The 24,214-nt window shown below is 70.2% G+C and carries 19 protein-coding genes; 11 read left to right on the forward strand and 8 right to left on the reverse strand.

The genetic code is table 11. The annotated features are described in order from the left end of the window. Positions 1-44: 44 nt before the first annotated feature. From M9914_07525 to M9914_07535, 3 genes are read right to left on the reverse strand one after another with little or no spacing between them, the layout of a single operon-like run. Complete coding sequence (locus tag M9914_07525; protein MCO5174028.1) at positions 45-1,715, reverse strand: hypothetical protein; 1,671 nt, start codon at positions 1,713-1,715, stop codon at positions 45-47. 1 nt (position 1,716) lies between these two features. Further along, on the reverse strand, positions 1,717-3,777 hold the full coding sequence (gene uvrB, locus M9914_07530) for an excinuclease ABC subunit UvrB (GenBank protein ID MCO5174029.1): 2,061 nt from the start codon (positions 3,775-3,777) through the stop codon (positions 1,717-1,719). Between the two features lie 45 nt (positions 3,778-3,822). Further along, positions 3,823-5,691 (reverse strand): ABC transporter transmembrane domain-containing protein, encoded by a 1,869-nt coding sequence (locus tag M9914_07535; GenBank protein ID MCO5174030.1) that lies wholly within the window; start codon positions 5,689-5,691, stop codon positions 3,823-3,825. Positions 5,692-5,760: 69 nt separating this feature from the next. On the opposite strand from M9914_07535, the gene M9914_07540 reads away from it, so the two are divergent. Beyond that, positions 5,761-7,755 carry an acetoacetate--CoA ligase gene (locus M9914_07540; GenBank protein ID MCO5174031.1) on the forward strand — a complete coding sequence of 665 codons (1,995 nt, stop codon included), beginning with the start codon at positions 5,761-5,763 and terminating at the stop codon, positions 7,753-7,755. Here the strand turns inward: M9914_07540 and M9914_07545 are convergent. From M9914_07545 to ruvB, 5 genes are all read right to left on the reverse strand, one after another. After that, positions 7,745-8,629 carry a carbohydrate ABC transporter permease gene (locus M9914_07545; protein MCO5174032.1) on the reverse strand — a complete coding sequence of 295 codons (885 nt, stop codon included), beginning with the start codon at positions 8,627-8,629 and terminating at the stop codon, positions 7,745-7,747. The genes M9914_07540 and M9914_07545 overlap by 11 nt on opposite strands. Beyond that, the gene (locus M9914_07550; GenBank protein MCO5174033.1) at positions 8,626-9,729 is read right to left on the reverse strand and encodes a sugar ABC transporter permease; all 1,104 of its coding nucleotides are present in this window, start codon (positions 9,727-9,729) and stop codon (positions 8,626-8,628) included. The genes M9914_07545 and M9914_07550 overlap by 4 nt, the downstream gene beginning before the upstream one ends. A gap of 187 nt (positions 9,730-9,916) precedes the next feature. Then, complete coding sequence (locus tag M9914_07555; GenBank protein ID MCO5174034.1) at positions 9,917-11,197, reverse strand: ABC transporter substrate-binding protein; 1,281 nt, start codon at positions 11,195-11,197, stop codon at positions 9,917-9,919. 268 nt (positions 11,198-11,465) lie between these two features. Then, a complete protein-coding gene (locus M9914_07560; GenBank protein ID MCO5174035.1) occupies positions 11,466-12,536 on the reverse strand; it encodes a DUF4388 domain-containing protein in 1,071 nt (356 codons plus the stop codon). A gap of 58 nt (positions 12,537-12,594) precedes the next feature. Further along, complete coding sequence (gene ruvB, locus M9914_07565) at positions 12,595-13,596, reverse strand: Holliday junction branch migration DNA helicase RuvB (GenBank protein MCO5174036.1); 1,002 nt, start codon at positions 13,594-13,596, stop codon at positions 12,595-12,597. A 203-nt stretch (positions 13,597-13,799) separates the two neighbouring features. On the opposite strand from ruvB, the gene M9914_07570 reads away from it, so the two are divergent. The 10 genes from M9914_07570 to M9914_07615 all read left to right on the forward strand — a co-directional run bounded on the left by M9914_07570 (position 13,800) and on the right by M9914_07615 (position 24,211). Next, entirely contained in the window at positions 13,800-14,333 is a 534-nt protein-coding gene (locus M9914_07570; protein MCO5174037.1) for an adenine phosphoribosyltransferase, read from the forward strand. An 86-nt stretch (positions 14,334-14,419) separates the two neighbouring features. Next, a complete protein-coding gene (gene dnaG / locus M9914_07575; GenBank protein MCO5174038.1) occupies positions 14,420-16,252 on the forward strand; it encodes a DNA primase in 1,833 nt (610 codons plus the stop codon). Positions 16,253-16,456: 204 nt separating this feature from the next. Next, positions 16,457-16,777 carry a hypothetical protein gene (locus tag M9914_07580; GenBank protein MCO5174039.1) on the forward strand — a complete coding sequence of 107 codons (321 nt, stop codon included), beginning with the start codon at positions 16,457-16,459 and terminating at the stop codon, positions 16,775-16,777. Then, positions 16,774-18,765 (forward strand): hypothetical protein, encoded by a 1,992-nt coding sequence (locus tag M9914_07585; protein ID MCO5174040.1) that lies wholly within the window; start codon positions 16,774-16,776, stop codon positions 18,763-18,765. The genes M9914_07580 and M9914_07585 overlap by 4 nt, the downstream gene beginning before the upstream one ends. Then, entirely contained in the window at positions 18,762-19,073 is a 312-nt protein-coding gene (locus M9914_07590) for a V-type ATP synthase subunit K (protein ID MCO5174041.1), read from the forward strand. Before M9914_07585 ends, M9914_07590 begins: the two co-directional genes overlap by 4 nt. 2 nt (positions 19,074-19,075) lie before the next feature. Beyond that, a complete protein-coding gene (locus tag M9914_07595) occupies positions 19,076-19,666 on the forward strand; it encodes a V-type ATP synthase subunit E (protein MCO5174042.1) in 591 nt (196 codons plus the stop codon). 6 nt (positions 19,667-19,672) lie between these two features. Continuing rightward, entirely contained in the window at positions 19,673-20,698 is a 1,026-nt protein-coding gene (locus M9914_07600) for a V-type ATPase subunit (GenBank protein ID MCO5174043.1), read from the forward strand. Further along, positions 20,691-21,017: a V-type ATP synthase subunit F gene (locus M9914_07605; protein MCO5174044.1), complete on the forward strand. Its 327-nt coding sequence runs from the start codon at positions 20,691-20,693 to the stop codon at positions 21,015-21,017. Before M9914_07600 ends, M9914_07605 begins: the two co-directional genes overlap by 8 nt. Positions 21,018-21,033: 16 nt before the next feature. Next, positions 21,034-22,773, forward strand: coding sequence for a V-type ATP synthase subunit A (locus M9914_07610; protein ID MCO5174045.1), 1,740 nt, complete (start codon positions 21,034-21,036; stop codon positions 22,771-22,773). Positions 22,774-22,786: 13 nt separating this feature from the next. Next, entirely contained in the window at positions 22,787-24,211 is a 1,425-nt protein-coding gene (locus M9914_07615; protein ID MCO5174046.1) for a V-type ATP synthase subunit B, read from the forward strand. Positions 24,212-24,214: the final 3 nt, after the last annotated feature.

Genomic DNA, 24,214 nt, shown 5'->3' on the forward strand with positions numbered 1-24,214 from the left:
GCGCTCGCCCTGGACCGTGTCGAGCACGCCTGCCCCTGGTCTATTCAGGCGAGCCCGACGAGCGGCGCCCAGTGGGGGTAGGCGACGAACGCCCACAGCGCCAGCCCCGTGACGACGGTGACGACGCCGGCGATGAGGACCGTCGCCTGCGGCTCGCGGTCGCCCTTGCGCGTGGCGAGCGCAGCCATGGCCGCACCCAAGGCCACGGACGCCGCCACCGTCGCGCCCGTGGCGAACGGTGCCCGCCCGCCGTAGCCGGCGGCCACCGCCAGCGCGGCAGCGGCCACGACCAGCGGCGCGGCGCCGACGAACGCGCCTGTGCGTCTGGGCCGCGCGCCGCCGCGACGGGTGCGAGCGGTGAGCGGCGCCGCGACGAGGAGGTAAGGCAGCGACACCAGGGCGCCGAGGACGCCGACCAGGACGGCGGTGAGCGCCTGGCCGATCGCCTGCTCCAACGCGTACCAGGGGTTCCAACCCATGGCGCGTGCCAGGCGGTCCCGCCACGTGAGCCGCATCGGCGTGCGGTCGTCGCTCGTGAACAGGCGGACCGCGCCGCCCTCGGCGCGCCCGAGCCAGGCGATGGCGTCGGGGGTGGTGGGGGTCGCCATCACGAACTCCGCCCCTTCCACCGTCACGGGCGACCAGAGCACGTTCGTGACGGGCGCCGCCGCGCCTGCCTCGCCCAGGACGTCGGTGACGTCGAAACGCCTGAAGCTCGCACCGTCCACCGAGTAGACGTACGGCCACGCGGCCGCGAGGAGCCGGCCCGAGGCGGGGACCCGCCGAGCGTCCGACACGCGCGTGACGGCGAGGGCGACGGGGCCGCCGGTCGTCGTGGAGGCGGGCTCGACGGGCCGCGTACCGGCGCCGACGGGCGCCCCCTTGGCGGCCGGACGCCGCTCGACCAGCGCGGCTCGCAGCCGGCTCTCCTCGTCGCTCCACGCTGCCAGCGCCCCACCCGGCGTCGCGGTCACGAGCGCCCGCTGGCGCTGGTCGGTGACGTCGGCGGCCCCGAGCGGCAGGGCTGAGGAGGCCGCCCCGGCCGGGTCGACGAGGAGCGCGAACGCGTTCCATTCCGAGTCGACGCCGAGCTCGGTCCGCTCCGTCTTGCCCTCGAGCCAGGCGAGCCACAGGCCGCCGTCGTCCGCCTGCGCGTAGGTCGCGCCCCGCACCGAGAGCTCCGTCGTGTGCAGCACGAGCTCGTCGCCGCTCGCGTCAAGGGGCAGGAGCGTCAGATGGGCGGCCCCGCCGCTACGCAAGGTCGCCAGCGCGTAAGGCACGCCTCCCAGAGTGACGAAGTCGAAACGCACCTCCAGCGGGTCGTCCAGGAGCGGTGTCACGCTCCCGCGCCACCACAGGAAGTGGTGATAACGCCCCGTCGCGCGGTCGCGCTGCGCCCACGCGACGGCCAACTCGCCGGCGACCGTGCCGGCGCTCACCTGCCGCACGCTCTGGGCGGGCGCGAGCAGCCGCGGCTCCCAGGGGCCGGCCATGGGGCTAGCTGCCATCCAGACCCCCACCTGATCGGCCCAGACGAGCTCGACCGCGTCGGGGCCGGCCGCTGCACCGACGGTGGCTACGGCGCCGTTGCCAGGGAGCTTGGTGGGGCGGCCCCACCCACCGTCGGCCGCCAGAGGTTGCGCGCGGGCGTGGCCCAGCAGGGCGGCGAGGAGCGAGAAGACGATGACGGGGGTGGCGAGGGCCGACCGGCGCACGTCAGGCGCGGGCCTTCGGGGCCTTGCGCTGCGCGAGGGCGCCCTTCGGGGCCTGGCCCGGGATCGTCGTGACCAGGACCTCCCGCCCCTGCAGGCGCGCCTCGATCTCGCGGATGCGGTCGCGCAGCGCGGCGGCGCGCTCGAAGTCGAGCGCCTCGGAGGCCTCCCACATCTCGTTCTCGAGCGTGGCCAGCTCCTGTCTGAGGTCGTCGAACGCGAGCTCGCGCTCCCAGGGGTCGAGCTTGGCGGGCGGCGCTTCCTGATCGTCGGCCTCGGAGCCGCGGATGACGTCGTGAACACGCTTGCGCACCGACTCGGGGGTGATGTCGTTGGCCTCGTTGTAGGCGAGCTGCTTGGCGCGCCGCCTGTTCGTCTCGTCCATCGCCAGGCGCATGGCGTCCGAGACCTCGTCCGCGTAGAGGTAGACCTCGCCGTTGACGTTGCGGGCCGCGCGACCGATCGTCTGGATGAGCGAGCGCTCGCTCCGCAGGAAGCCCGTCTTGTCGGCGTCGAGGATGGCCACGAGGCTCACCTCCGGTAGGTCGAGGCCCTCGCGCAGGAGGTTGATGCCGACGAGGACGTCGAAATGCCCGAGGCGCAGGTCGCGGATGATGACCTGCCGCTCCACGGCGTCGATGTCCGAGTGCATGTAGCGCACCCGTATGCCCTGCGTCGCCAGGTACTCGGTGAGGTCCTCGGCCATGCGCTTCGTGAGCGTGGTGACGAGGACGCGTTCGCCGCGCTTGGCGCGCTCGCGGACGGCGAAGAGCAGGTCGTCGATCTGGCCGCGGCTCGGCTTGACGGTGACGAGCGGGTCGACGAGGCCCGTCGGGCGGATCACCTGCTCCACGACCTGGTCGGACATGCCGACCTCGCGCTCCGTGGGGGTGGCGCTCACGAACACGACCTGCCCGACCTTCGCGAGGAACTCCTCCTCCTTGAGCGGCCGGTTGTCGAGGGCGGCCGGCAGCCTGAAGCCGTAGTCGACGAGCGTCTGCTTGCGGTTGCGGTCGCCGTTGAACATGCCCCGGACCTGGGGGAGCATCACGTGCGACTCGTCGAGGAACGTGACGAAGTCGTCCGGGAAGTAGTCGAGCAGCGTGCCGGGCGTGCTGCCGGCGGGCCGCCGCTCGAGGTAACGGGAGTAGTTCTCTATGCCTTGGCAGTAACCGAGCGTGCGCAGCATCTCCAGGTCGTAGTTCGTGCGCTCCTTGAGCCGCTGCTTCTCCAGGAGCCTGCCCGTCGCCTCGAAGTACGCGAGGCGCTCAGCGAGGTCGTGCTCGATCTCCTCGACGGCCGGCGCCAGCTTCTCGTAAGGCGTCACATAGTGCTTGGCCGGGAAGACCATCGCGCTCTCGAGCTCAGCGACCTCCTCGCCCGTGACGGGGTCGATCATCGTGAGGCGGTCGATCTCGTCGCCCCACAGCTCGATACGTAGCGGTCGCTCCTCGTACGCCGCCCAGACCTCCACTACGTCGCCGCGCGCGCGGAACCGGCCGGCGGCGAGCTCGATGTCGTTGCGCTCGTACTGCTGGCGGACCAGGGTGGCGAGGATCTCGTCGCGCGGGAGCCGCTTGCCGACGTCGAGCAACAGGTGGAGCTTCTCGTACTCCTCGGGCGAGCCCAAGCCGTAGATGGCGGATACGGAGGCGACGACGATGACGTCGCGGCGCGTGAGCAGCGAGCGCGTCGTGGAGTGCCGCAGGCGCTCGAGCTCCATGTTCACGTTCGAGTCCTTCTCGATGAAGAGGTCGCGCGCCGGCACGTACGCTTCCGGCTGGTAGTAGTCGTAGTACGAGATGAAGAACTCGACGGCGGCGTCGGGGAAGAAGTCGCGGAACTCCGCGGCCAGCTGGGCGGTCAGGACCTTGTTGGGCGCCAGCACGAGGGCCGGCCGGTTCACCGCCTCGATGACCTTCGCCATGGTGTACGTCTTACCGGTTCCCGTGGCGCCGAGGAGCGTCTGGAAGCGTAGGCCGTCCTGTAGGCCTTCGACCAGACCGGAGATCGCCTCGGGCTGATCGCCCTTGGGCGTGTACGGCGAATGCACGGTAAGGGACATGACCCTTCATTGTACTTGCCCCGGGGTCTCCGCCCCGGCGCCGCGCTACGGGCGGGCGGCCAGCGTGGCGCCGGCGCGTTCGGCGCCCGCGAACTGCAATCGGTAGAGCTCGGCGTACACCCCGCCGCGCGCCAGGAGCTGGTCGTGGGTGCCGGACTCGACGACCGTCCCGCCCGCCAGCACGACGATCCTGTCGGCACGGCGCACGGTGGAGAGCCGGTGGGCCACGACGAACGTCGTCCGCCCGCGCATGAGCACGTCGAGGGCCTGCTGCACGAGCGCCTCCGACTCGCTGTCGAGCGAGCTCGTAGCCTCGTCGAGCACGAGGATGGTCGGGTCCTTCAGGAGCGCGCGGGCGATGGCGAGCCGCTGCCGCTGGCCGCCCGACAGCATGACGCCCCGCTCGCCGACCTGGGTACGGTAGCCGTCCGGGAACGCCGTGATGAAGTCGTGCGCGTTGGCGGCCCGCGCCGCGGCCTGCACCTCGGCGTCCGTCGCCTCTGGCCGACCGTAGCGCAGGTTCTCCAGGATGCTGCCCGAGAAGAGCTGCGTCTCCTGCGGGACCATCCCGATGCGCTTGCGCAGTTCGGCGGTGGCGAGGTCGCGTACGTCGACGCCGCCGACGCTCAGGCGCCCGGCCGTAACGTCGTAGAAGCGCGGCACGAGACTGATGAGGGTGCTCTTGCCCGCGCCGCTCGGGCCGACGATGGCGACGACCTCGCCCGGTCGGGCCTCCAACGTCACCCCCTTGATGACGTCATCCTTGCCGCGTCCGTAGCTGAAGCCCACGTCCTCGAAACGGACGTGCCCCGCGTCGGCCGCGAGCTGGACGGGCTCGGCAGGCTCTGGCAGGTCGCTGGTCTCGTCGAGGATCTCGAACACGCGCCGGGAGGCCCCGACCGCCTGCTGCAACTGCGCCCACAGGTCCGTGAAGGTGCCGATGGAGCCCGCCACGAAGACCGTGATGAGCAGGAACGCGACGAGGTCGCCGCTTCCCAGCGCCCCGGACACGGCGAGGCGGCCGCCGTACCAGAGTACGACCGCGAGGCCGGCCGACATGGCGAGCATGACCGCCGGCACGAAGTACGCCCTCAGCCTCACGCGTTTCAAGGCGCTCCGGAACGCGTCGCCGATGGCGCGGTCGTAGCGGTCGCGCTCCCACCCCTCGGCCGTGAACGACTTGACGACGCGGACGGAGGCGAAGGCCTCGTCCGCCACGGCCGTCGCCTCCGCCAGGTCGTCCTGGAACGCGGTGCTCGCCTTGCGCAGCCCGCGGCCGAAGAACGCAGCCGCCACGACTACGGCGGGGATGACGCCGAGCATCAGGAGCGTCAGGCGCCACTCGAGGACGAGGAGCACCACCAGCCCGCCGAGGAGCGTTATCCCCTGGTTGACGAACTGCGCGAGCTGTTGTGACACGGCCGCCTGGAGCGTGGCGATGTCGGCCGTGAGCCGCGAGGTCAGCTCGCCCGTCTTGCGCGTCTCGAAGAAGGAGACGGGGAGCCCGATGAGGTGGCCGAAGACGCGCGTGCGCATGTCGGCGACCACCGCCTCGCCGACGCGGCCGAGCAGGTAGACGCGCAGGAAGTTGAACACCGCCTGGACGAGCATGAGGCCGAGGAGCACGAGCGCCACGCGGTTGAGCTCCGCCGTGGCGAGGCTCGGGGCCGTGCCCGGCCGGAACGCCGAGTTGAGCAGGTCGCGTATCAGGAGGGGGAAGACGAGGCCGAGCGCGCCGGAGACGGCGACGGCGATCACGCCTGCCACCACCGTCCCCCTGTGGGGCCGCAGGAACGAGAACAGGCGGCCGAGGCGCGCGAGGTCCTCGCGGCTCAGGCGGCGGGAGCGCGACGCCGGACCGCCCTCGTCGTCCGTGCCTGTCGGGGCATTACGGCGGATGCGAGAGAAAGCCACGCCCAAGGCTACTATGGTCGAACGCCGTGTCCGGTGCTCGCGTAGCGCCGCAGGCGCCTGGGAGGGAACGTGCAGAGGAGCGCCGCCACCGAGCCGCTGTGGACGCCGACGCCGGAACGCGCCGGCGCCAGCGCCATGGAGGCGTTCCGCCTGACCGTCGAGCGGACCGCGCTCACGCCCCTGCCCGACTACGACGCGCTGCACGCCTTCAGCGTCGCGCGCCCCGACGAGTTCTGGGCGGGGCTGGCCGCCGAGTTGCGGTTGCCTCTCACGGCGCGCCCGTCCGCCGTCAGGTCCGGCGACCCGCTGCCCCGCACCCGGTGGTTCCCGGGCGCCACCCTCAACTACGCCGCGGCGCTGCTCCAGCCGGCCATCGGCGCCGCCGCCCCAACTGGCGCGGCCCTCATCGGGGTCGGTGAGCCGGGCGAGGACGGGGAGGTCCATGAGCGGCGCTGGTCGTGGGACGAGCTTCGCGCCGAGGCGGCCGCGGCGCAGGCGGCGTTGCGGGCCGCCGGGGTCGGCGAGGGCGACGCGGTGGCCGCGTTCGCCGCCAACGTGCCGGAGACGGTCGTCCTCCTGCTCGCGTGCGCCTCCATGGGCGCCGTGTTCACGTCCTGTTCGCCCGACTTCGGCGCGGCGGCGGCCGGCGCCCGGTTCGGACAGCTCGCGCCCAAGCTCCTCTTCGCCAGCCCCGTCTACCGTTACGGCGGGGTGACGCGCGATGTCGCGGGCACGGTCCGCGACATCGCGCGCTCGCTCCCGAGCTTGCTGGGAACCGTGGAGTTTCCCTACCCGGGGGAGGCGCCGCGCCTGCCCGGCGTTCCGGGCTGGCGGGCTTGGCTGGCGCCCCACCGGGGCGCGCCGGCGCCGGAGTACGCCGCGCTCCCGTTCGACCATCCCTTGTACGTGCTCTACAGCTCCGGTACCACGGGCTTGCCAAAGGCCATGGTGCACCGCGCCGGCGGCGTGCTCCTCACTCATCGCAAGGAGCACGCCCTCCACTCCGACATCCGCGCCGGCGACGTCGTCTTCTACTACACGACCACGGGCTGGATGATGTGGAACTGGCTCGTCTCCGCCCTCGCGTCCGGTGCCACCGTCGTCCTGTACGACGGCTCGCCCGCCTACCCGGACACCCTGGCGACGTTCCGCCTCGCGGAGCGGCTCGGCGTCACGTTCTTCGGCACGAGCGCGCGGTTCCTGCAAGGCCTGGCGGCGGAAGGCGCGAGGCCCGGCGACGCTTGCGACCTGAGCGCGCTGCGCACCGTCGCCTCGACGGGCTCGCCCCTCTCGCCGCGCGGGTTCGAGTACGTCTACGCCGCGCTCAAGGAGGACGTCCACCTGGCGAGCATCTCGGGCGGCACGGACATCGTGGGCTGCTTCATGCTCGGCGTTCCGACGCTGCCCGTGTTCGCCGGTGAGATCCAACGCCCGGGGCTCGGCGTCGACCTCCGCGTGCTGGACGAGAGCGGGAACGAGGTGCGCGAGGCGGCGGGGGAGCTCGTCTGCGCCTCCGCGCTCCCCTCGATGCCCCTCCGCTTCGTCGGCGACGACGACTTCGGGCGCTACACCGCCGCCTACTTCGGCGTCTACGCCGGGCTCTGGCGCCACGGCGACCTCGTGGAACGAACCGGCAACGGCGGGATCGTCGTCTACGGTCGGTCGGACGCCACCCTCAACCCCGGCGGGGTGCGCATAGGCACGGCGGAGATCTACCGCCCGCTCGAGGCGATCGGGGAGGTGAGGGAGGCGGTGGCCGTGGCCAAGCGCACGGGTGCCGACGGTGAGGACCAGGAGATCTGGCTCCTCGTCGTGCTACGCGCGGGCGCGAGCCTCGGAGGCGGGCTGGAGGCGCGCGTGAAGCAAGCCATCCGCGAGGCGGCGTCGCCGCGCCACGTGCCGAAGCGCGTCGTGGACGTTCCCGAGCTGCCGCGCACTCGCTCCGGCAAGGTCATGGAGCTGGCCGTGACGCGCTTGGTGAACGGCGAGCCGATCGCCAACCGCGAGGTCGTCGCGAACCCTGAGTCGCTCGACGCGCTGGCCCGACGCTTGGCTAGCCTTTGACGGCCCCTGCCGTCAGCCCCGCGACGATGCGCTGCTGGAACACGAGCACTAGGACCACCAGCGGGATGGTGACGATGACGGCCGCGGCCATGATCTCGCCGAACGGCTCCTGACGCGCGATCTCGCCGGTGAACAGGGCGATGGCCACGGGCACCGTCCGCGCCGGCGGGTCGATCACGGTGAACGTGAGGGCGAAGAGGTACTCGTTCCACGCCTGGATGAAGGCGAGGAGCCCGGTGGTCACGAGCGCCGGCGCCGTGAGCGGCAGCAGGACGTGCCTGAACGCCTGGAAGAGCGTGGCCCCGTCCACCTGCGCCGCTTGCAGGAGCGAGTCGGGCAGCCCCTTGAAGAACGACGTGAGCACCCAGACCGTGAACGGCAGCGTGAAGAGCAGGTACGACAGGATCATGCTCGGGATGGCGGGCAGCGCCAGGAGGCGTATCACGGCGTAGAGCCCCGCCAGCACCGCGATCTGCGGGAACATCGTCATGGCGAGGATGACGTAGAGCGATGGGCTGCGACCCCGGAAACGCATCTTGCCGAGGGCGTAGCCGGCGAAGGAACCGGCGGCCAACGACAGGAGCGTGACGCAGCTCGCCACGAGCGTCGAGACGAGCATCGCGCGCACGAAGCGGTCGTTGCTGAGCACGGCCTTGAAGTTCGTCAGCACGGGCTCCGCGGGCCACAAGGTGGCCGGGGTCCTTATCAGTTCCGGCTGCGACTTCAGGGCGGACACGAGCGCCCAGTAGAACGGGAACATCAGGTAGACGAACAGGACGGCGATGAGCAGCCAGAAGAGGGTCTTGCCGACGATCTTGCCGACGATCTTGCCGCGTGGCCGCCGGCCGGAGGCGGTGTTCGCCGCGCCCGTCACTGCGTGTCCACCTTCATGGAGCGGACGTAGAGGATCGCGAAGACGAAGATGATGACGAAGATGGTCACCGATGCCGCCGACGAGAGCCCCATGTCGCGACGACTGATGAGCATGTCCTGGGCGAAGCTCGCCATCGAATAGCGTTGGTTGCCGAGTACCACCTGGAAGATATCGAACACGCGGAGCGAATCGAGGGTGCGGAAGATGAGGGCCACCGCGAGCGTCGGTGTGAGCAGGGGCAGGGTGATGCCGAAGAAGCGCCTCACGACTCCGGCGCCGTCCACCTTGGCGGCCTCCGCGTACTCGCTCGGGATGGTGGAGAGGCCCGCGAGCAGGAGCAGCGCCATGAACGGCGTCGTCTTCCAGACGTCCATCATGATCATGCTCGGTAGCTGCAGCGTGGGGTTGCCGAAGAAGTCGGTGCGGCCGTCGGAGAGCCCCAGGTACGAGCCGAGGGCGTTGAAGAGCCCCGCCCGCGTGGGTTGCAGCATCCACTCCCAGATGCGGGCCGACACGACGGTGATCACTGCCCAGGGCACGAGCATCGCGGCGCGCATCAGCCCGCGGCCGCGGAAGTTGCTCGCGAGGGCCAACGCTATGACCATGCCGAGCACCGTCTCGAGCGCGACGGCGATGACCGTGAACACGACCGTGTCCCACACCGCCCTTATGAAGTCGGCGGAGATGGCGCCGAGCACGTAGCGCTTACCTAGGAGCCCGAACTGGAAGACCTGCCGGTAACGCTGGGGCGAGCGCGGGAGGACGGATACCGCCGACTCGTACTGCACGCGGCCGTCCTGCCTCACGACCTGACCGGCGTCGTCGCGGCGGGCCGGCAGCTCCCGGATGGTGAAGGACAGGAGGGTGCGGTAGTTGTCGAGGCCGACGAAGCTCGTGGGTTGCGAGCTGGCGAACTTGGCGTTGGTCAAGCTCGAGTACACGACGCGCCCGAACGGGTAGGCGGCGATGATCGCCAGGATGATGAAGGTGGGGAGCAGGAGGCCGTAGGCCGTCCGCCGCTCCGCTCGCAGTAGGCTCGACGTTCCGCGGTCGCGCCGGTCGCGTGTCCGGCGCGCTCCCGCCTGGCTCTCACCCGTCATGCACTCGAACTCCTCCCTGCCATGCCCGCGCTTAATGATGGCTAAGGGGCCGGCCTAAAGGTGCGTACGGGGGCCGACCTGGTGGGTCGGCCCCCGCGCCGCGAACGGCCGGGACAACTCTGCGTGGGTCCGCGGACTCACTTAGGTTCGCAGCGGACCCGCGGCCACGAGTCCCGAGCCGGCTGCCTCAGGGCTGCCCGGTGGGGAAGCCCGTGACGTCCTCGATGTCGGCCTCGATCTCCGCGACGGCGTCAGCTGCCGTGGCCTGGCCCGTCATCACGCTATGCACGCCCGTGTAGAAGGCGCGGGAGACGGCGGCGTAGTCGGGCGCCGTGGCCGTCGATGGCCTCGCGACCGCGTTGATGAAGACGTCGTAGAGCGAGCCGAAGAACGGCACGGCCGCGAGGACGTCCTCGTCCTGGTACAGGGCCATGACGGTCGGGTTGTAGCTGCCTTCGACGGCGCGGATCTTCTGCTCGTCGTAGGAGGCGAAGAAGAGCGCCACGTCGGCGGCCACGGCCGGGTTCTTGCTGTACTTGGAGACGGCGAGTTGCCAGCCACCGAGGGTCGCTGCAGGAGAGCCGTCAGGACCGGCCGGCAGCGGGCTGACATCGAACTTGCCCGCGATCACGCTGTCCGAGGCGTTGCCGAGCGAGTAGGCGTACGGCCAGTTGCGCATGAACGCGGCGTTACCGGCCTGGAACATGTTGCGGGCGGACTCCTCGTCGAAGCTCGTCACGCCGTTCGGGGCGATGGTGCCCACCCACGACGCGGCCGTCTCCAGGGCGGCCACGGCCTTCGGGTTGTTGATCGTGATGACGCCGGCCGGGCTGACGATCGAGCCGCCGCCGAAGGAGGAGACCCACTCGAGGGCGTCGCACGTCAGGCCCTCGTACGAGTTGCCCTGGAAGACGAAGCCCCAGAAGTCGGGGTTGCCGGCGGCGCGCTCGCCGTCCTGGATCGTCTGCGCCATGCTCGTCAGCTCGCTCCACGTGGCGGGCGGCCCGTCGAAGCCGTACTTCTCGAGAAGGTCGCTGCGGTAGTAGAGGAGGCCGGCGTCCGTGAACCAGGGGATGCCGACCAGGTGGCCGTCGACCGTGTTGTTCTCGATGATGGCGGGGAAGTGCTGGTCGGCGACGTCCCTGGCGCCGTAGTCGTAGAGGTCGACGAAGTGCTCGGCCATGTCGCCGGGCCAGATGACGTCGATCTGGAACACGTCTACGTCGGAGGACTGCGCCTCGAACATCTGCAGGTAGAGCGCCTGGCGGTTGTCCGTCAGGTCGGGGGTCTCGAGGACGTTGACGGTCACGTCCGGGTGGAGTGCCATGTAGCGCGCCGCAGCGGCCCTGCTCAACTCGAGTTCCTGGCCGACGGCGCCGGTGGCCACCGTCACCACCGTCTGCGCTTGCGCGGCCGCCACCGCTACCGCGGCGAGTGCGAGTATCAGGATCTTACGCACGGTTCTCACCTCTCTACTTCCTTTGAGACGCCGCCACACGACCGGTCGGAGAGTGGCGGCCAGAGTACTTGCGAACGCGTACGCCCGGGCCGCGCTGCTTACGACTCTCGTCGCGTGCCGGGCGCCCCATGAGCTGATTTTTGACGCGTCGCGTTCAGCCCCAGGATACCGCCGTCCACTTGGTCGTGTGTGGGCAGGCGTCACGGTGGGCGGCTCCGAGCAGTGCTAGGCGCCCGGCTCCTACGCCCGCGGCGCGGCTCCGGGGGTACGGGGTCGCTCAGGACGACCCGACCGGTCCGCGCCTTCCGAGGAGCTGCGCGACCTCGTTCTGCAGCTCGAGCTCCTGGAACGGCTTCACGAGCCATTCGGCCTTCGGGAGGCGGCGGAAGAGCCCGGCGCGCGGCGGCTCGTCCACGAGGACGAGCACCGGCAGATGGGCCTGGGCTCCGCCCTTGCGCAACTCGCGGACCAGGTCCCACGCGCGTCCCTCGTCGTCGTCGACCAGCAGGGCGCGCGGATGGTGCTCGGAGATGCCCGCGACCACGTCCTCGTACCCGGTCGTTGCCGTGCGCAGCCCACCGCGCTGCAGCGCGAGCATGATGAGCCGCCTCAGCGCCTGACTCGCCCCGACCACGAGGACGAGGGGCTCGTCCGCCAGGTACGGCGAGCGCTCGACGACCCGGAGCCGCTCCAACTGACCGAGCACGTGGTAGACGCGCTGCTCACCCATGTCCAGCTCGGCCGCTATCGCCCTGGCGGAGCTCTTGGAGTCGACCTGGGCCAGTACTTCCCACGCGCCGGGCGGCAGGTCCGCCTTGGTCGGGTCGCCGGAGCGCGAGAAGACGGCCTCGGGGGGGACGCTGACCTCCCGCACCTCCTCGGTGCTCTGGATGACGCGCATGAGTAGGACGAGGGCGTCGACGCCGTGGCCGAAGGGGACCTGCGAGGCGTTCGCGTCGACGTCGTGGAACTCGAAGGCGCCGTCCGACCACGTGAGCACCTCGCCGACGACATCGAACGCCTGGCGTTCGATGGCCCGCGCGAGGTCGTCCTCCGTGAGGATGCCCCGTTCCACCGCCATGCGCCCAAGCAACGTGCCCGGGCTCTCCCGCCTCTGCGTCATCAGGATCTCTTGCACCTCGAGCGCGGTGACGAGGTCCATGCGCACGAGCACCTCGCCGAGGTGGGCGCCCGAGCGCATGTGCGCGTACGCGACCCTGCCCTGGGTGAAGTAGATGCGCGCGTGCTTCTCCTTGCGCTCCACCGTGAGGATGCCCGACTTCTGACTGAGCGCGATGAGCTGGAAGACGTCGGAGAGGGGGGCGCTCTTCAGGCTCCCCTTCAGCATGGCGCCCTCATGGGGCCTGACGGTGCGAGGCTCTTCCCGCCGCCCGCGGGCGTACGGATCACGCCCGGTTCTCCGGTTCGCCGGCGAAGAGCGGCGCGGCCTGGCCTTGCGGCACGCTCAGGCCGAGGTGGTGGTACGTGGCGGGGGTGGCCATGCGGCCGCGCGGCGTGCGCACCAGCAACCCCCGCTGGATGAGGAACGGCTCGTAGACCTCCTCGAGCGTCGCCCGGTCTTCGGACACGGCCGTCGCCAGCGTGTCCAGGCCGACCGGCCCGCCGGCGAAGCGCTCCACGAGCGCGCCGAGGATGGCCCTGTCGCGCCGGTCGAGGCCGGCGTCGTCGATGTCGAGCGCGTCGAGGGCGAGCTTGGCCCGCCTGGAGTCTATCGCCTCCTCGCCGGCCATCTGGGCGTAGTCGCGTACGCGCCTGAGCAGGCGCTTCGCTATGCGCATGGTCCCCCGCGAGCGCCTGCCTATCTCCAGGGCGGCCTCGTCGCTGAGCCCGTAGCCGAGCTGCCGGGCGTCCACCGTGACCGACTGGGCGAGGTCGGCATCGGAGTAGTAGTCGAGATGCTCGATGATGCCGAAGCGGCTGCGCAGCGGGCCCGTGATGAGGCCCGGGCGCGTCGTGGCGCCGACCAACGTGAAACGCGGGAGCTCCAGGCGGATGGACCGCGCCGCCGGCCCCTGGCCGAGCACGATGTCGATCTTGAACTCCTCCATGGCGGGGTAGAGGTGCTCCTCGGCGACCCGGCCGAGGCGATGGATCTCGTCTATGAAGAGGACGTCGCCCGGCTCGAGCGAGTTCGTGAGGATGGCCGCCAGGTCGCCGGGCTTCTCGATGGCCGGTCCGGACGTCACCCGGATGCCGACGCCCAGCTCCGCGGCGATGATGTGGGCCAAGGTGGTCTTGCCGAGCCCGGGAGGGCCGTACAAGAGCACGTGGTCGAGGGCCTCGCCGCGGTCACGGGCAGCGCCGAGGTACACCTCGAGCTTGCGTTTCAGCCGCCGCTGACCGACGTAATCGGCCAAAGACGCCGGCCGCAGGCGCACCTCGTCCACGCGGGCAAGCGTACCACGCGCCCCGCGACGGCCCGGGGAAGCCGCCCCGGCGTACGCCGAGCGCCGACGTCGCCGCCACGCCCCGTCGGCTCCCGGGGAAGCCGACGCTCGCTTAGGAAGCTTGAAGCGTCCGCGCACCGATGCGGTAACGTGCTTGAATGGACAACGGGAGCTAGCCCCTGGCCGGCTCGGGAGGCTCAACCATGCTCACTCACCATGTGCGCGTCGGAGACCAGGAGCGCGACCTGAAGGTCGTGAACGTCGGCGCCGTCTCGGTGGCGCTGCTCAACCTGCTCGGCGACACGGCGCTGACGGAGGCCGCCGCGGAGGAGCTCGTGAAGCGCTTGCCGCACGGCGTGCAGACGCTCGTGACGCCCGAAGTGAAGGCGGTGCCGCTCGCCCACGCGATGAGCGTGCGGAGCGGCCTGCCGTACGTCGTGGCGCGCAAGACCGAGAAGCCGTACATGGTCGACGCCTACAAGAAGAGCGTCATCAGCATCACCACCGGCAAGCCGCAACTCCTGGTCATCGACGGGGAGGACGTCGGCAAGCTGCGCGGCAAGCGCGTCGCCATCGTCGACGACGTCGTCTCCACCGGCGGCACGCTCACGGGGCTGGTCGAGATCCTCCAGGAGATCGGCGCCGAGGTGGCGGCCACCATGGTCGTCTTCACGGAGGGCGACGAGCGCGACGACGTGGTGGCGCTCGGCCACCTGCCCCTGTACCCGGACGCTTGAGGGCGCGGACGACCCGCGCCCGCCCGGCCTCGGCTTAACCTGCAGTCACTTGGGCGGCGCGCTGTCGCCTAGGAGCCCGACGAACGATGGCCGACGCCAAGGACCTCATCAAGGAACGCCTCAACATCGCCGACGTCATCGGCGAGGTCGTGGCGCTCAAGCCGGCAGGCCGTGGCCAGCTCAAGGGGCTGTGCCCGTTCCACGGCGAGAAGACCCCGAGCTTCCACGTCCACGTCGACCGCGGCTACTTCTACTGCTTCGGGTGCCACGCCAAGGGCGACGTCTTCGACTTCGTCATGCGGACGCAGGCGCTCACGTTCACGGACGCGCTGCGCCTGCTGGGGGAGCGGGCCGGCGTCGCGGTGAGCGTCGGTGGCCACGAGCCCCACAAGCGCGACCTCTTCGACGTCAACCAGCTCGCGCTCGACTACTTCAGGTCGCACCTGAGCGGACCGGCGCTCGAGTACCTGACCGGCCGCGGGTTGGAAGAGGCCACCATAGCCGCGTTCGAGCTCGGCTACGCCCCGGCCGGCTGGGACGGCCTCCTGCGGCACGCCCGCGCCAAGGGCGTGCGCGAGGCCGACCTCCTCGGTCTGGGGCTCGTCATCGAGAACGAGCAGGGGAGGCGGTACGACCGCTTCCGCGAGCGCGTGATGTTCCCCATCCGCGACGGCCTCTCGCGCCTCGTCGGCTTCGCCGGCCGGGTGCTCGATGCCGGCCTGCCTAAGTACATGAACAGCCCCGAGTCGGAGCTGTTCCGCAAGGGGGAGCTGCTCTACGCCCTCGACAAGGCGCGCCCCGAGATCAGGCGCACGGGCGAGGTCGTGGTGGTCGAGGGGTACATGGACGTCATCGCCTTGCACCAGGTCGGCATCACCAACGCCGTGGCTGCGCTCGGGGCCGCCCTGACGGCCGAGCAGGGCGACGCCCTCGCGCGCCTGGACGCCCGGGCCGTCAAGCTCGCGTTCGACAGGGACGAGGCCGGGCAGAGGGCGGTGCTCGCGGGACTGGACCAGGCGGTCGGCCGGCGGTTCATGGTGAGCGCCATCGGCGTCCCGCACGGGAAGGACCCTGCCGAGGCGGTGCTCGGAGGGCACCTCGAGGACTTCCGCGCCGCGTTGAGCCACGGCCTCAGCGAGGTCGAGTTCCGCTTCAAGCGGGTGAGCGAGCGCTACGACGTGCGCACGGTCGACGGCCAGCGGGCGGTGCTCGAGGAGCTGCAGGGCGTGCTGCGGCCGAGGGACGTCTTCGACCCGGTGGCGGCCGAGATGCGCCGGCTCGTGATCGAGCACTTGGGCATAGACGCCGCGCGGCTGGACGAGTGGTTGACGTCCAAGGCGCGCAGGGCGCCGAGTCAGACGGAGATGCGCGGCATGAGCAAGCAGCGCATGGAGCTCGGCCAGGTCCGGCGGCTGGAGCTGGAGATCGTCGCGCTCCTGCTACTCGAGCCGCAACATCTGCGGCGGCGGCTGGCCGTCGCCGTCGACGGCCTCCCGGACGCCGACGCCGACTCTGCCCTCCTTGAGCTAAGGCGCCACTGCTCCGAGCGCGGGTACGACGCCGACGCCGTGCTGAGCGTCTACCGTCAGCGGGACGACGGGGCCGTCGTACTCGAGCGCCTCCTGGCCGGCGACGACGGCGGCGACGCGCGCATGGACGTCGACGGGCAGCTCGCGAAGGCGCTGTCACGCCTGCGGGAGCTGCGCCTCGAGGCGCAGAAGGAGGAGGGGGCGGCCCGCCTCCTGGCCCGTCGTGCGGAGCTCGCCCAGCGCCTGGCCAGTGCGGAAGCCGGCGACGCGGACCTGGCCGCGCTCTACCTCGAGCTCCAGGAGATCCAGGACGTGCTGGCGGCGCGTGACGCCGAGCGGAGGTTGCGCGTGCCGGCGGCGTACTCCAGGCAGCGCAAGAAGCGCGGCTGAACCGGGGCGATGGGCGCCCCTCCGGGACGTTCGTCCTTGATTGACACCCCCAAGATGCCCTGATATGTTTGGAGAGAAATGCGTCAGCGGCGCTGTTCGCCACAACGTCGCGTTTTTTTGTGCGTACTACTAACCGAGGACGACACCGACAACACCTGGGCCAGCTCATCGGCGCCGGTGTTGGCATGACGGAAGGAGGGCCGCTTGGAAGCACAGGGTGAACGACTGCTCCAAGACCTGGTGACCCAGGAGAAGAACTTGGTGCGCAAGGTCGAGGAGGCCAAGGCCAGCGCCAAGGCCGGCGTCGAGGCAGCGGTGGCCGAGGCCGCCAAGGTGGTCGGGGACGCCAAGGCGAAGGCCGAGGCGGCCGCCAAGCGCGAGCTCGAGGCCGCTACCAAGGAGGCCGAGGCCGCGCGTGAGGCCATCGTCAAGGCCGCCCGCGAGAGCGCGGAAGCACTCAACGCGAAGGCGTCCGCCAACGGCGCCAAGGCGCTGACGGTCGTGCTGGAGAAGGTCCTGCCATGATCGCGACGATGGACCAGGTGGTGGTGGTCGGGAGGCGCAGCCGCGCCAAGGACGTCCTGACGAGCCTCCAGAGCCTGGGTGTCGTGCAGGTCGACGCTCTCGAGCCCGGCGAGAAGCAAGACGCCATCAAGCGCCTCAGGCTCGCCGGGGCGGAGCTCGAGGCGAAGGAGAGCTGGGACCGCATCGTCGCCCGCTCCTCCTCGCTCGTCGCAGTCCTCGGTGTCCAGCCCGATGCCCAAGCGCGCGTCGAGACCGGCTCCGACCCTGCCGCCATCGAGCGCGATCTCGCCCAGGTCGGCGCGCAGGTCGACCGTCTCGTCGCCGAGCGGGGTGAGATCACGGACGAGCTGGAGCTCATCGGCACGTACCAACCGCTCCTGCGCGACCTGGCCCCGCTGCAAGGCCCGCTCGACGACTCCAAGTACCTTGGCGCCATCGCGTTCCTCATGGAGCAGGACGGCCTCGACAAGATCAAGGAGAAGGTCGGCGAGCCCATGGGCGGCGCCGTGGCTTTCGCCGCGCGCCCGTACAAGGGCGGCCTGCTCGCCCTCGCCGTCACCTTGCGCTCGCGCCTCGCCGAGCTGCGCAGCGCGCTCGGCCGCCTGGGCGTCGCCGAGGTGGCGTTGCCGGAGAGCTACGCCGGCCAGGGCGTGGCCAAGGCCGCGCACAGGATGGAGGAGCGCGCCAGGGTGCTGCCCCAACGCCTCGAGTCCATCCGCACCGACCTCGCCAAGCTGGCGTCGCAGCACGGCTCCCGCTTGGCGGCCATCGACCGCGTCGCCCATAACAACCGCGAGCGTTACGCGCGGCTCGAGGACCTCGCGGAAGGCCGCTACGGCTTCGCCCTCCAAGGCTGGGTGCCGAGCGCGCAGCGCGAGAACGTCGTGGCGTCCCTTGGCAAGCAGTTCGGGAGCGACGTCGTGATCTCCACGCGCGAGGCCGACGCCCATCACGACAGGAACGTCCCCGTCAAGTTCGAGAACCCCGCGTGGGTGAGGCCGTTCACCGGCCTGCTCGCCCTGTTCGCGCCGCCCAAGTACGGTAGCTTCGACCCGTCCTGGACCCTCGCCGTCTTCTTCCCGCTCTACTTCGGCATCGTGGTAGGCGACATGGGCTTCGGCATCCTCTTCGCCGCCATCGCCTTCTGGCTGCGCAAGCGCGGCGAGGCCGGCAAGAAGCTCGACCTCGGCCCACTCAACATCGTGGTGCCGCCCGGCGCTCTCAAGCCGATCAGCACCGTCATCCTCTGGTGCGCGGCCTGGAGCATCGTGTGGGGCTTCATGTTCGGAGAGTTCTTCGGTAACTTCCTGGAGCACTTCCCGGCCGGCCGGCCCGTGTTCTACACGACGCTGCACCACCACGAGGGTTACGGCCTCATTAACGTGCCGCTCTTCCGCGTCGAGGTCTTCACCCCGCTGCTGCTCCTCAGCATCGGCTTCGGGGTGCTTCAGGTCGTCGGCGGCTGGGTGATCAGGGTCATCTACGGCGTCAAGCATCACGACATGAAGCACGTCTTCGAGGGTGTCGGCATGGCCGCCGGCCTCGTCGCGATCGTGCTCTTCGCCTGGGCGTACCTGAGCGGCGCCATGAGCCCGCTCGTCACGGCCGTCGTCGCCATCGGGTTCGTCGTCTTCGTCGCCTGCGTGGTGCTGGCCAAGATGCCGCTCATGCTGGTCGAGCTGATCTCGAACTCCGGCAACATCCTCAGCTACCTCCGACTCTTCGCGGTCGGGCTGTCTGCGGCCCTCGTGGCGAACCTCGCCACGGACCTCGGGTTCGCCCTGTCCGGCACCCTCCCGGTGCTCGGACCCATCCTGGGTATCGTCGTCGGCCTCGTGGTTCATCTGACGGCGATCACCCTTACGATCATCGGGCATACGCTGCAGCCCTTGAGGTTGCAGTATGTCGAGTTCTTCACCAAGTTCGGCTTCTACGACGAAAGCGGCCGACCGTACAGACCGTTCAAACTCCTAGGAGGAAAGTCATGAGCAAGGCAGTCAGGGTTCTCTCCACCATCTCCCTCTTCACCATCTTCGGCGCCGTCGCCTTCGCCCAGGCGGCCGGCGGCCCCAGCGTCGGCGCGGGCCTCATCGCCCTCGGTGCCGGCCTGGCCATCGGCCTCGCCGCCATCGCCGTAGGCATCGCCCAGGCCGCCATCGGTAGCGCCGGCGCCGGGCTCCTCGCCGAGCGCCCCGAGGCCTTCGGTCAGGTCCTGATCTACCTCGTCATCCCCGAGACGCTCATCATCTTCGGCTTCGTCATCGCGTTCTTCCTCAACAACCAGATCGGCGGGTAAGCGTGGCTGATCTTTCGGCTCTGCTCGAGAAAGAGGCGAGCACCGAGATCGAGACCATCCGCTCCGAGGCGCAAGGCCGCGCCTCGGAGATCGTTGCGGGTGCGCGCGCGGAGGCCGAGAGCATCGAGGCCGCCCGCGCCCGCGCCAGCAAGGCGCAGGGTGAAGCGATGTTGGTGCGCGCCAAGTCGGCGGCGCAGCTCGAAGCGGCATCGTTGCGCCTCAAGGCGCAGTACGAGGGCGTCGAGAGCGTCTTCGCGGCCGCCAGGGCCAAGCTCGACGCGCTCCTCGCCGACGAGGCGGCCTACGCCCCCGTCTTCCGCAAGCTGCTCGCCGAGGCGCTCGCCGGCGCGGGCGGCCAGGCCGTCAAGTCCGTCGTCGTGGCGGCGCGCGACCGCGCCCTCGCGGAGAAGGCCGCCGCCGAGGCCGGCATCACGGCCCCGGTCGAGACGGCCGACGACGTGAACGGTGGCGTGCGCCTGCGGACGGTCGACAACAGCATCATAGAGAACACGCTCCACGGCCGCCTGGACGCGCTGCGTGGCGAGCTCGCGTCGGAGGTCTCGGCGGCGCTCTTCGGCGCCAAGGCGGGTTGACGAGGCATGTCTAGCGATTACGGCTACATCAACGCGCGCGTCAAGGGCATGAAGGCCAAGCTCCTCGGACAGGCGTTCTACCAGACCGCTCTCGACGCGAGCGACTTCAAGACCTTCACGGCCGGCCTCATGCAGACCCCGTACATGCGGGAGCTGGAGGAGGCGCAGGCGCGCGCGAGCGGCCTCGGCGCCGTGGATCAGGCCGTGGCGCGCAACGTCTATCACACGGCCCACGGCCTCCTGACCTTCTCGGACGGTCAGGCGCGCCAGCTCATCGGCATGCTGCTGATGCGCTTCGACCTCGCTAACGTCAAGGCGATAGCCAGGGGCAAGCACGCCGGCAAGGGCCTCGAGGAGATCCAGGGGTCGCTCTTCCCGGCCGGCGAGCTCAAGCCGAGCCTGCTCGAGCAGGCTGCGGTGGCATCCGACATGGCCGCCGCCGCCCAGGTCCTCGCCTTGGCGAGGACCGAGGTGACCTCGGCCTTCCTGAGGGCCGCGCGACGCTACCAGAACGAGCCGGACCTCTACACCCTCGAGGTCGCGCTCGACCAGGCGTACTACGCGGGCATGCTGGAGCGCGCCGAGGCGGCCAAGGCGCCGGCCGCGCTGAAGCGCCACCTGCAGCTCGAGATCGACGCCGCGAACCTGCGCACCGCCCTGAAGGTCAGGGGTATGGGCGCCGGCGCCGCGCGCGAACTCTTCATCCGCGGCGGTCGCGAGCTCAGACGCGACACGTTCGAGGCCCTGATCGGCGACCAGGAAGGCGCGCTCTCCGCGCTGACCGGCGGCACGTTCGCTGCCGTGGTGACGGCCGTCCAGAGCGACGGCGGCCTCGGCGCCGCCGAGGCCGAGATCCGCAAGGTCCTGGACGAGGACGCCAAGCGCATCTCCTACGCTCCCCTCGAGATCGGCGTCGTCGTCGACTACCTGCGGCGCAAGGAGGCGGAGGCGGCGCAGCTCAGGCTGCTCGCACGCGGCAAGTTCTACGGCGTCCCGCGCGCCGCCCTCGAACGGGAGCTGACCCATGCCTAAGCTGCTCGTCCTCACGGACGCGGAGACGGCCATCGGCTACCGCCTGGCGGGCGTCGAGGTACGCGAGAGCGTGCCGAGCGAGGCCGTCCACGCGCTCGAAGAGATCATCCACTCCGACGAGTACGGGCTCGTGGTCGTCGACGAGGGCCTCATCCACGACCCGGCCAAGGCCGGCGAGCGCGCCATGCGCGGCCGCGACCTTCCCGTGCTGCTAAGCGTCCCGAGCCTCGGGGCCGCGTTCGGCGAAGGCGACGACGCCGTCACCTACATGAAGGACTTGGTGCGAAGCGCCATCGGCTTCGACATCAAGTTGGAATAGCGGGAGATAACTGACAATGGCCATCGAAGGCAAGATCCAACGCATCTCCGGCCCCGCCGTCATCGCCGAAGGCATGATGGGCGCGCGCATGTTCGACATCGTGCGCGTGGGCAAGGAGAACCTGATCGGCGAGATCATCCGCCTGGACGGTGAGACGGCGTTCGTGCAGGTGTACGAGGACACGGCTGGCCTCAGCGTGGGCGAGCCCGTGATCTCGACCGGCCTGCCGCTCGCGGTCGAGATGGGCCCCGGGATGCTGAACGGCATCTTCGACGGCATCCAGCGACCGCTCGACAAGATCCGCGAGGCTTCCGGTACCTACATCGACCGCGGCATCACGGTCAACTCGCTCGCGCGCGACAAGCGCTGGGCGTTCACCCCGACCGTCAAGCCGGGCGACAAGGTCTCGGGCGGCTCCGTCATCGGCACCGTCCCCGAGTACCAGTTCACCCACAAGATCCTCGTGCCGCCTACCGTCTCCGGCACCGTGAAGAGCGTGGCCGCCGCCGGCGACTACACCATCGACGCGGTCGTGGTCACGTTGGAGGACGGCACCGAGCTGAAGATGTACCACCCGTGGCCCGTGCGCCAGCCGCGCCCCGTCGCCAAGAAGCTCGACCCCGTCACGCCGTTCCTCACGGGCATGCGCATCCTCGACGTGCTCTTCCCGCTCACCATGGGCGGCACGGCCGCCATCCCCGGTCCGTTCGGCTCCGGCAAGACGGTGACCCAGCAGTCGATCGCGAAGTACGGCAACGCCGACATCGTCGTCTACGTCGGCTGCGGCGAGCGCGGTAACGAGATGACGGACGTGCTCGTCGAGTTCCCGGAGCTCGTCGACCCGAAGAGCGGCGACCCGCTCATGCAGCGCACCGTGCTCATCGCCAACACGTCCAACATGCCGGTGGCCGCCCGCGAGGCGTCCATCTACACGGGCATCACCCTGGCCGAGTACTTCCGCGACCAGGGCTACTCCGTCTCGATCATGGCCGACTCCACGAGCCGCTGGGCCGAGGCCCTGCGCGAGATCTCCTCGCGCCTCGAGGAGATGCCTGCCGAGGAAGGCTACCCGCCGTACCTCGCCTCGCGCCTCGCGGCGTTCTACGAGCGCGGCGGCCGCGTCACGACGCTGGCAGGCGACGAAGCCGCCGTCTCGATCATCGGCGCCGTGAGCCCCGCGGGCGGCGACTTCTCCGAGCCCGTCACCCAGGCCACGCTCCGCATCACGGGCTGCTTCTGGGCCCTCGACGCCTCGCTCGCCAGGCGGCGCCACTTCCCGGCCATCAACTGGAACCGCTCGTACTCGCTGTTCACGCCCATCATCGAGGACTGGTACCGCGCCAACGTCGCTCAGGACTACCCCGAGCTTCGCGACCGTGCCGTCACCATCCTGCAGCAGGAGAGCGACCTCCAGGAAGTCGTCCAGCTCGTCGGTCCGGACGCCCTCCAGGACCAGGAGCGCCTCGTCATCGAGGCCGGCCGCATCCTGCGCCAGGACTTCCTCCAGCAGAACGGCTACGACCCCGTCGACGCCTCCTGCTCCATGACGAAGGCCTACGGCATGCTCACGATGATGCTGCGCTTCTACGAGCAGGCCAAGGCCGCCCTCGACGCCGGCGGCACGGTCGACGAAATCCTCAAGAACCCGGTGATCGAGAAGATCCAGCGCGCGCGCTACGTCGCGGAGGACGAGTTCTCCGCGTACCAGGGTGGCGTGATGGCCGAGCTCGACAAGGGCTTCGCGGTCGCCGCGTAAGGCTAGGAGAGAGATGAGCAGCAACCTACTCAAGAAGGTCTACAGCGAGGTCAGCTACGTTTCCGGGCCGCTCCTGTTCCTCCAGAACGCGCCCGACCTCTCCTACAACGCCATCGTCCAGATCAAGGACGGGGCGGGGCGCGTGCGCGGCGGTCAGGTCATCGAGGTGTCGAAGGACTACACGGTCCTCCAGGTCTTCGAGGAGACCTCGGGCATCGACCTCTCCAGCACCACGGTCAGCCTCGTGGACAACGTCGCCCGCCTCGGCGTGGCGCGCGAGATGATCGGCCGCCGCTTCAACGGCGCCGGCGAGCCCATCGACGGCCTGCCCCCCGTCGTGGCCGACAAGCGCCTCCCCATCGGCGGCGCGCCCATCAACCCGGTGGCGCGTCAGAAGCCCGAGGAGTTCATCCAGACCGGCATCTCTACGATCGACACGCTGATCAGCCTCGTCAGGGGCCAGAAGCTCCCGATCTTCTCCGGCTCGGGCCTCCCGGCCAACGAACTGGCCGCGCAGATCGCGCGCCAGGCGACGGTGATCGGCGAGGACACGGAGTTCGCCGTCGTGTTCGCGGCCATGGGCGTCACGCAGCGCGAGCTGACGTTCTTCACGCAGGAGTTCGAGCGCACCGGCGCCCTCGCGCGCTCCGTGCTCTTCCTCAACAAGGCCGACGACCCCGCCGTCGAGCGGCTCCTCACGCCGAAGATGGCCCTCACGGCCGCCGAGTACCTCGCGTTCGAGCTGGGCTACCACGTGCTCGTCATCCTCACGGACATGACGAACTACTGCGAGGCCCTGCGCGAGATCGGCGGCGCCCGCGAAGAGATCCCCGGCCGCCGCGGCTACCCCGGCTACATGTACACCGACCTTGCGTCCATCTACGAGCGCGCGGGCGTGGTCGAGGGGCTCAAGGGCTCCATCACCCAGCTCCCGATCCTCACGATGCCCGATGACGACGTCACGCACCCCATCCCCGACCTGACCGGCTACATCACGGAAGGTCAGATCTACCTGGCGCGCGCGCTGCACAACAAGGGCGTCTACCCGCCCATCAACCCCGGTCCGTCCCTCTCGCGCCTCATGAACAACGGTATCGGCGAGGGCAAGACGCGCAAGGACCACAAGAACGTGGCCGACCAGCTCCAGGCCGCGTACGCCAACGGCCTCGACCTCAGGCGCCTCGTCGCCATCACGGGCGAGGACGCCCTCTCCGAGAACGACAAGCTCTACCTCAAGTTCGCGGACGAGTTCGAGCGCCACTTCGTGAACCAGGGCAGCGCCGACCGCTCCGTCGAGGAGTCGCTGTCGATCGCGTGGGCCATCCTGTCGCAACTGCCGAAGAGCGAGCTCACCAGGCTCTCCAACGACCAGATCGACAAGTACTACGGTGCCAAGATGGACGAGCTCTGGGGCGCCATCCGTCAAGACCGGCTCTAGGGA

It is taken from the genome of Trueperaceae bacterium (genome assembly GCA_023954415.1).
Taxonomy (GTDB): domain Bacteria; phylum Deinococcota; class Deinococci; order Deinococcales; family Trueperaceae; genus JAAYYF01.

Bases quoted from the DNA above. Each gene is read 5' to 3' on its own strand.
- uvrB (MCO5174029.1), bottom strand. From the start codon at position 3,777: ATGTCCCTTACCGTGCATTCGCCGTACACGCCCAAGGGCGATCAGCCC.
- M9914_07550 (MCO5174033.1), bottom strand. From the start codon at position 9,729: ATGACGGGTGAGAGCCAGGCGGGAGCGCGCCGGACACGCGACCGGCGC.
- M9914_07560 (MCO5174035.1), bottom strand. From the start codon at position 12,536: ATGCTGAAGGGGAGCCTGAAGAGCGCCCCCCTCTCCGACGTCTTCCAG.
- M9914_07570 (MCO5174037.1), top strand. From the start codon at position 13,800: ATGCTCACTCACCATGTGCGCGTCGGAGACCAGGAGCGCGACCTGAAG.
- dnaG (MCO5174038.1), top strand. From the start codon at position 14,420: ATGGCCGACGCCAAGGACCTCATCAAGGAACGCCTCAACATCGCCGAC.
- M9914_07585 (MCO5174040.1), top strand. From the start codon at position 16,774: ATGATCGCGACGATGGACCAGGTGGTGGTGGTCGGGAGGCGCAGCCGC.
- M9914_07590 (MCO5174041.1), top strand. From the start codon at position 18,762: ATGAGCAAGGCAGTCAGGGTTCTCTCCACCATCTCCCTCTTCACCATC.
- M9914_07600 (MCO5174043.1), top strand. From the start codon at position 19,673: ATGTCTAGCGATTACGGCTACATCAACGCGCGCGTCAAGGGCATGAAG.
- M9914_07605 (MCO5174044.1), top strand. From the start codon at position 20,691: ATGCCTAAGCTGCTCGTCCTCACGGACGCGGAGACGGCCATCGGCTAC.
- M9914_07610 (MCO5174045.1), top strand. From the start codon at position 21,034: ATGGCCATCGAAGGCAAGATCCAACGCATCTCCGGCCCCGCCGTCATC.
- M9914_07615 (MCO5174046.1), top strand. From the start codon at position 22,787: ATGAGCAGCAACCTACTCAAGAAGGTCTACAGCGAGGTCAGCTACGTT.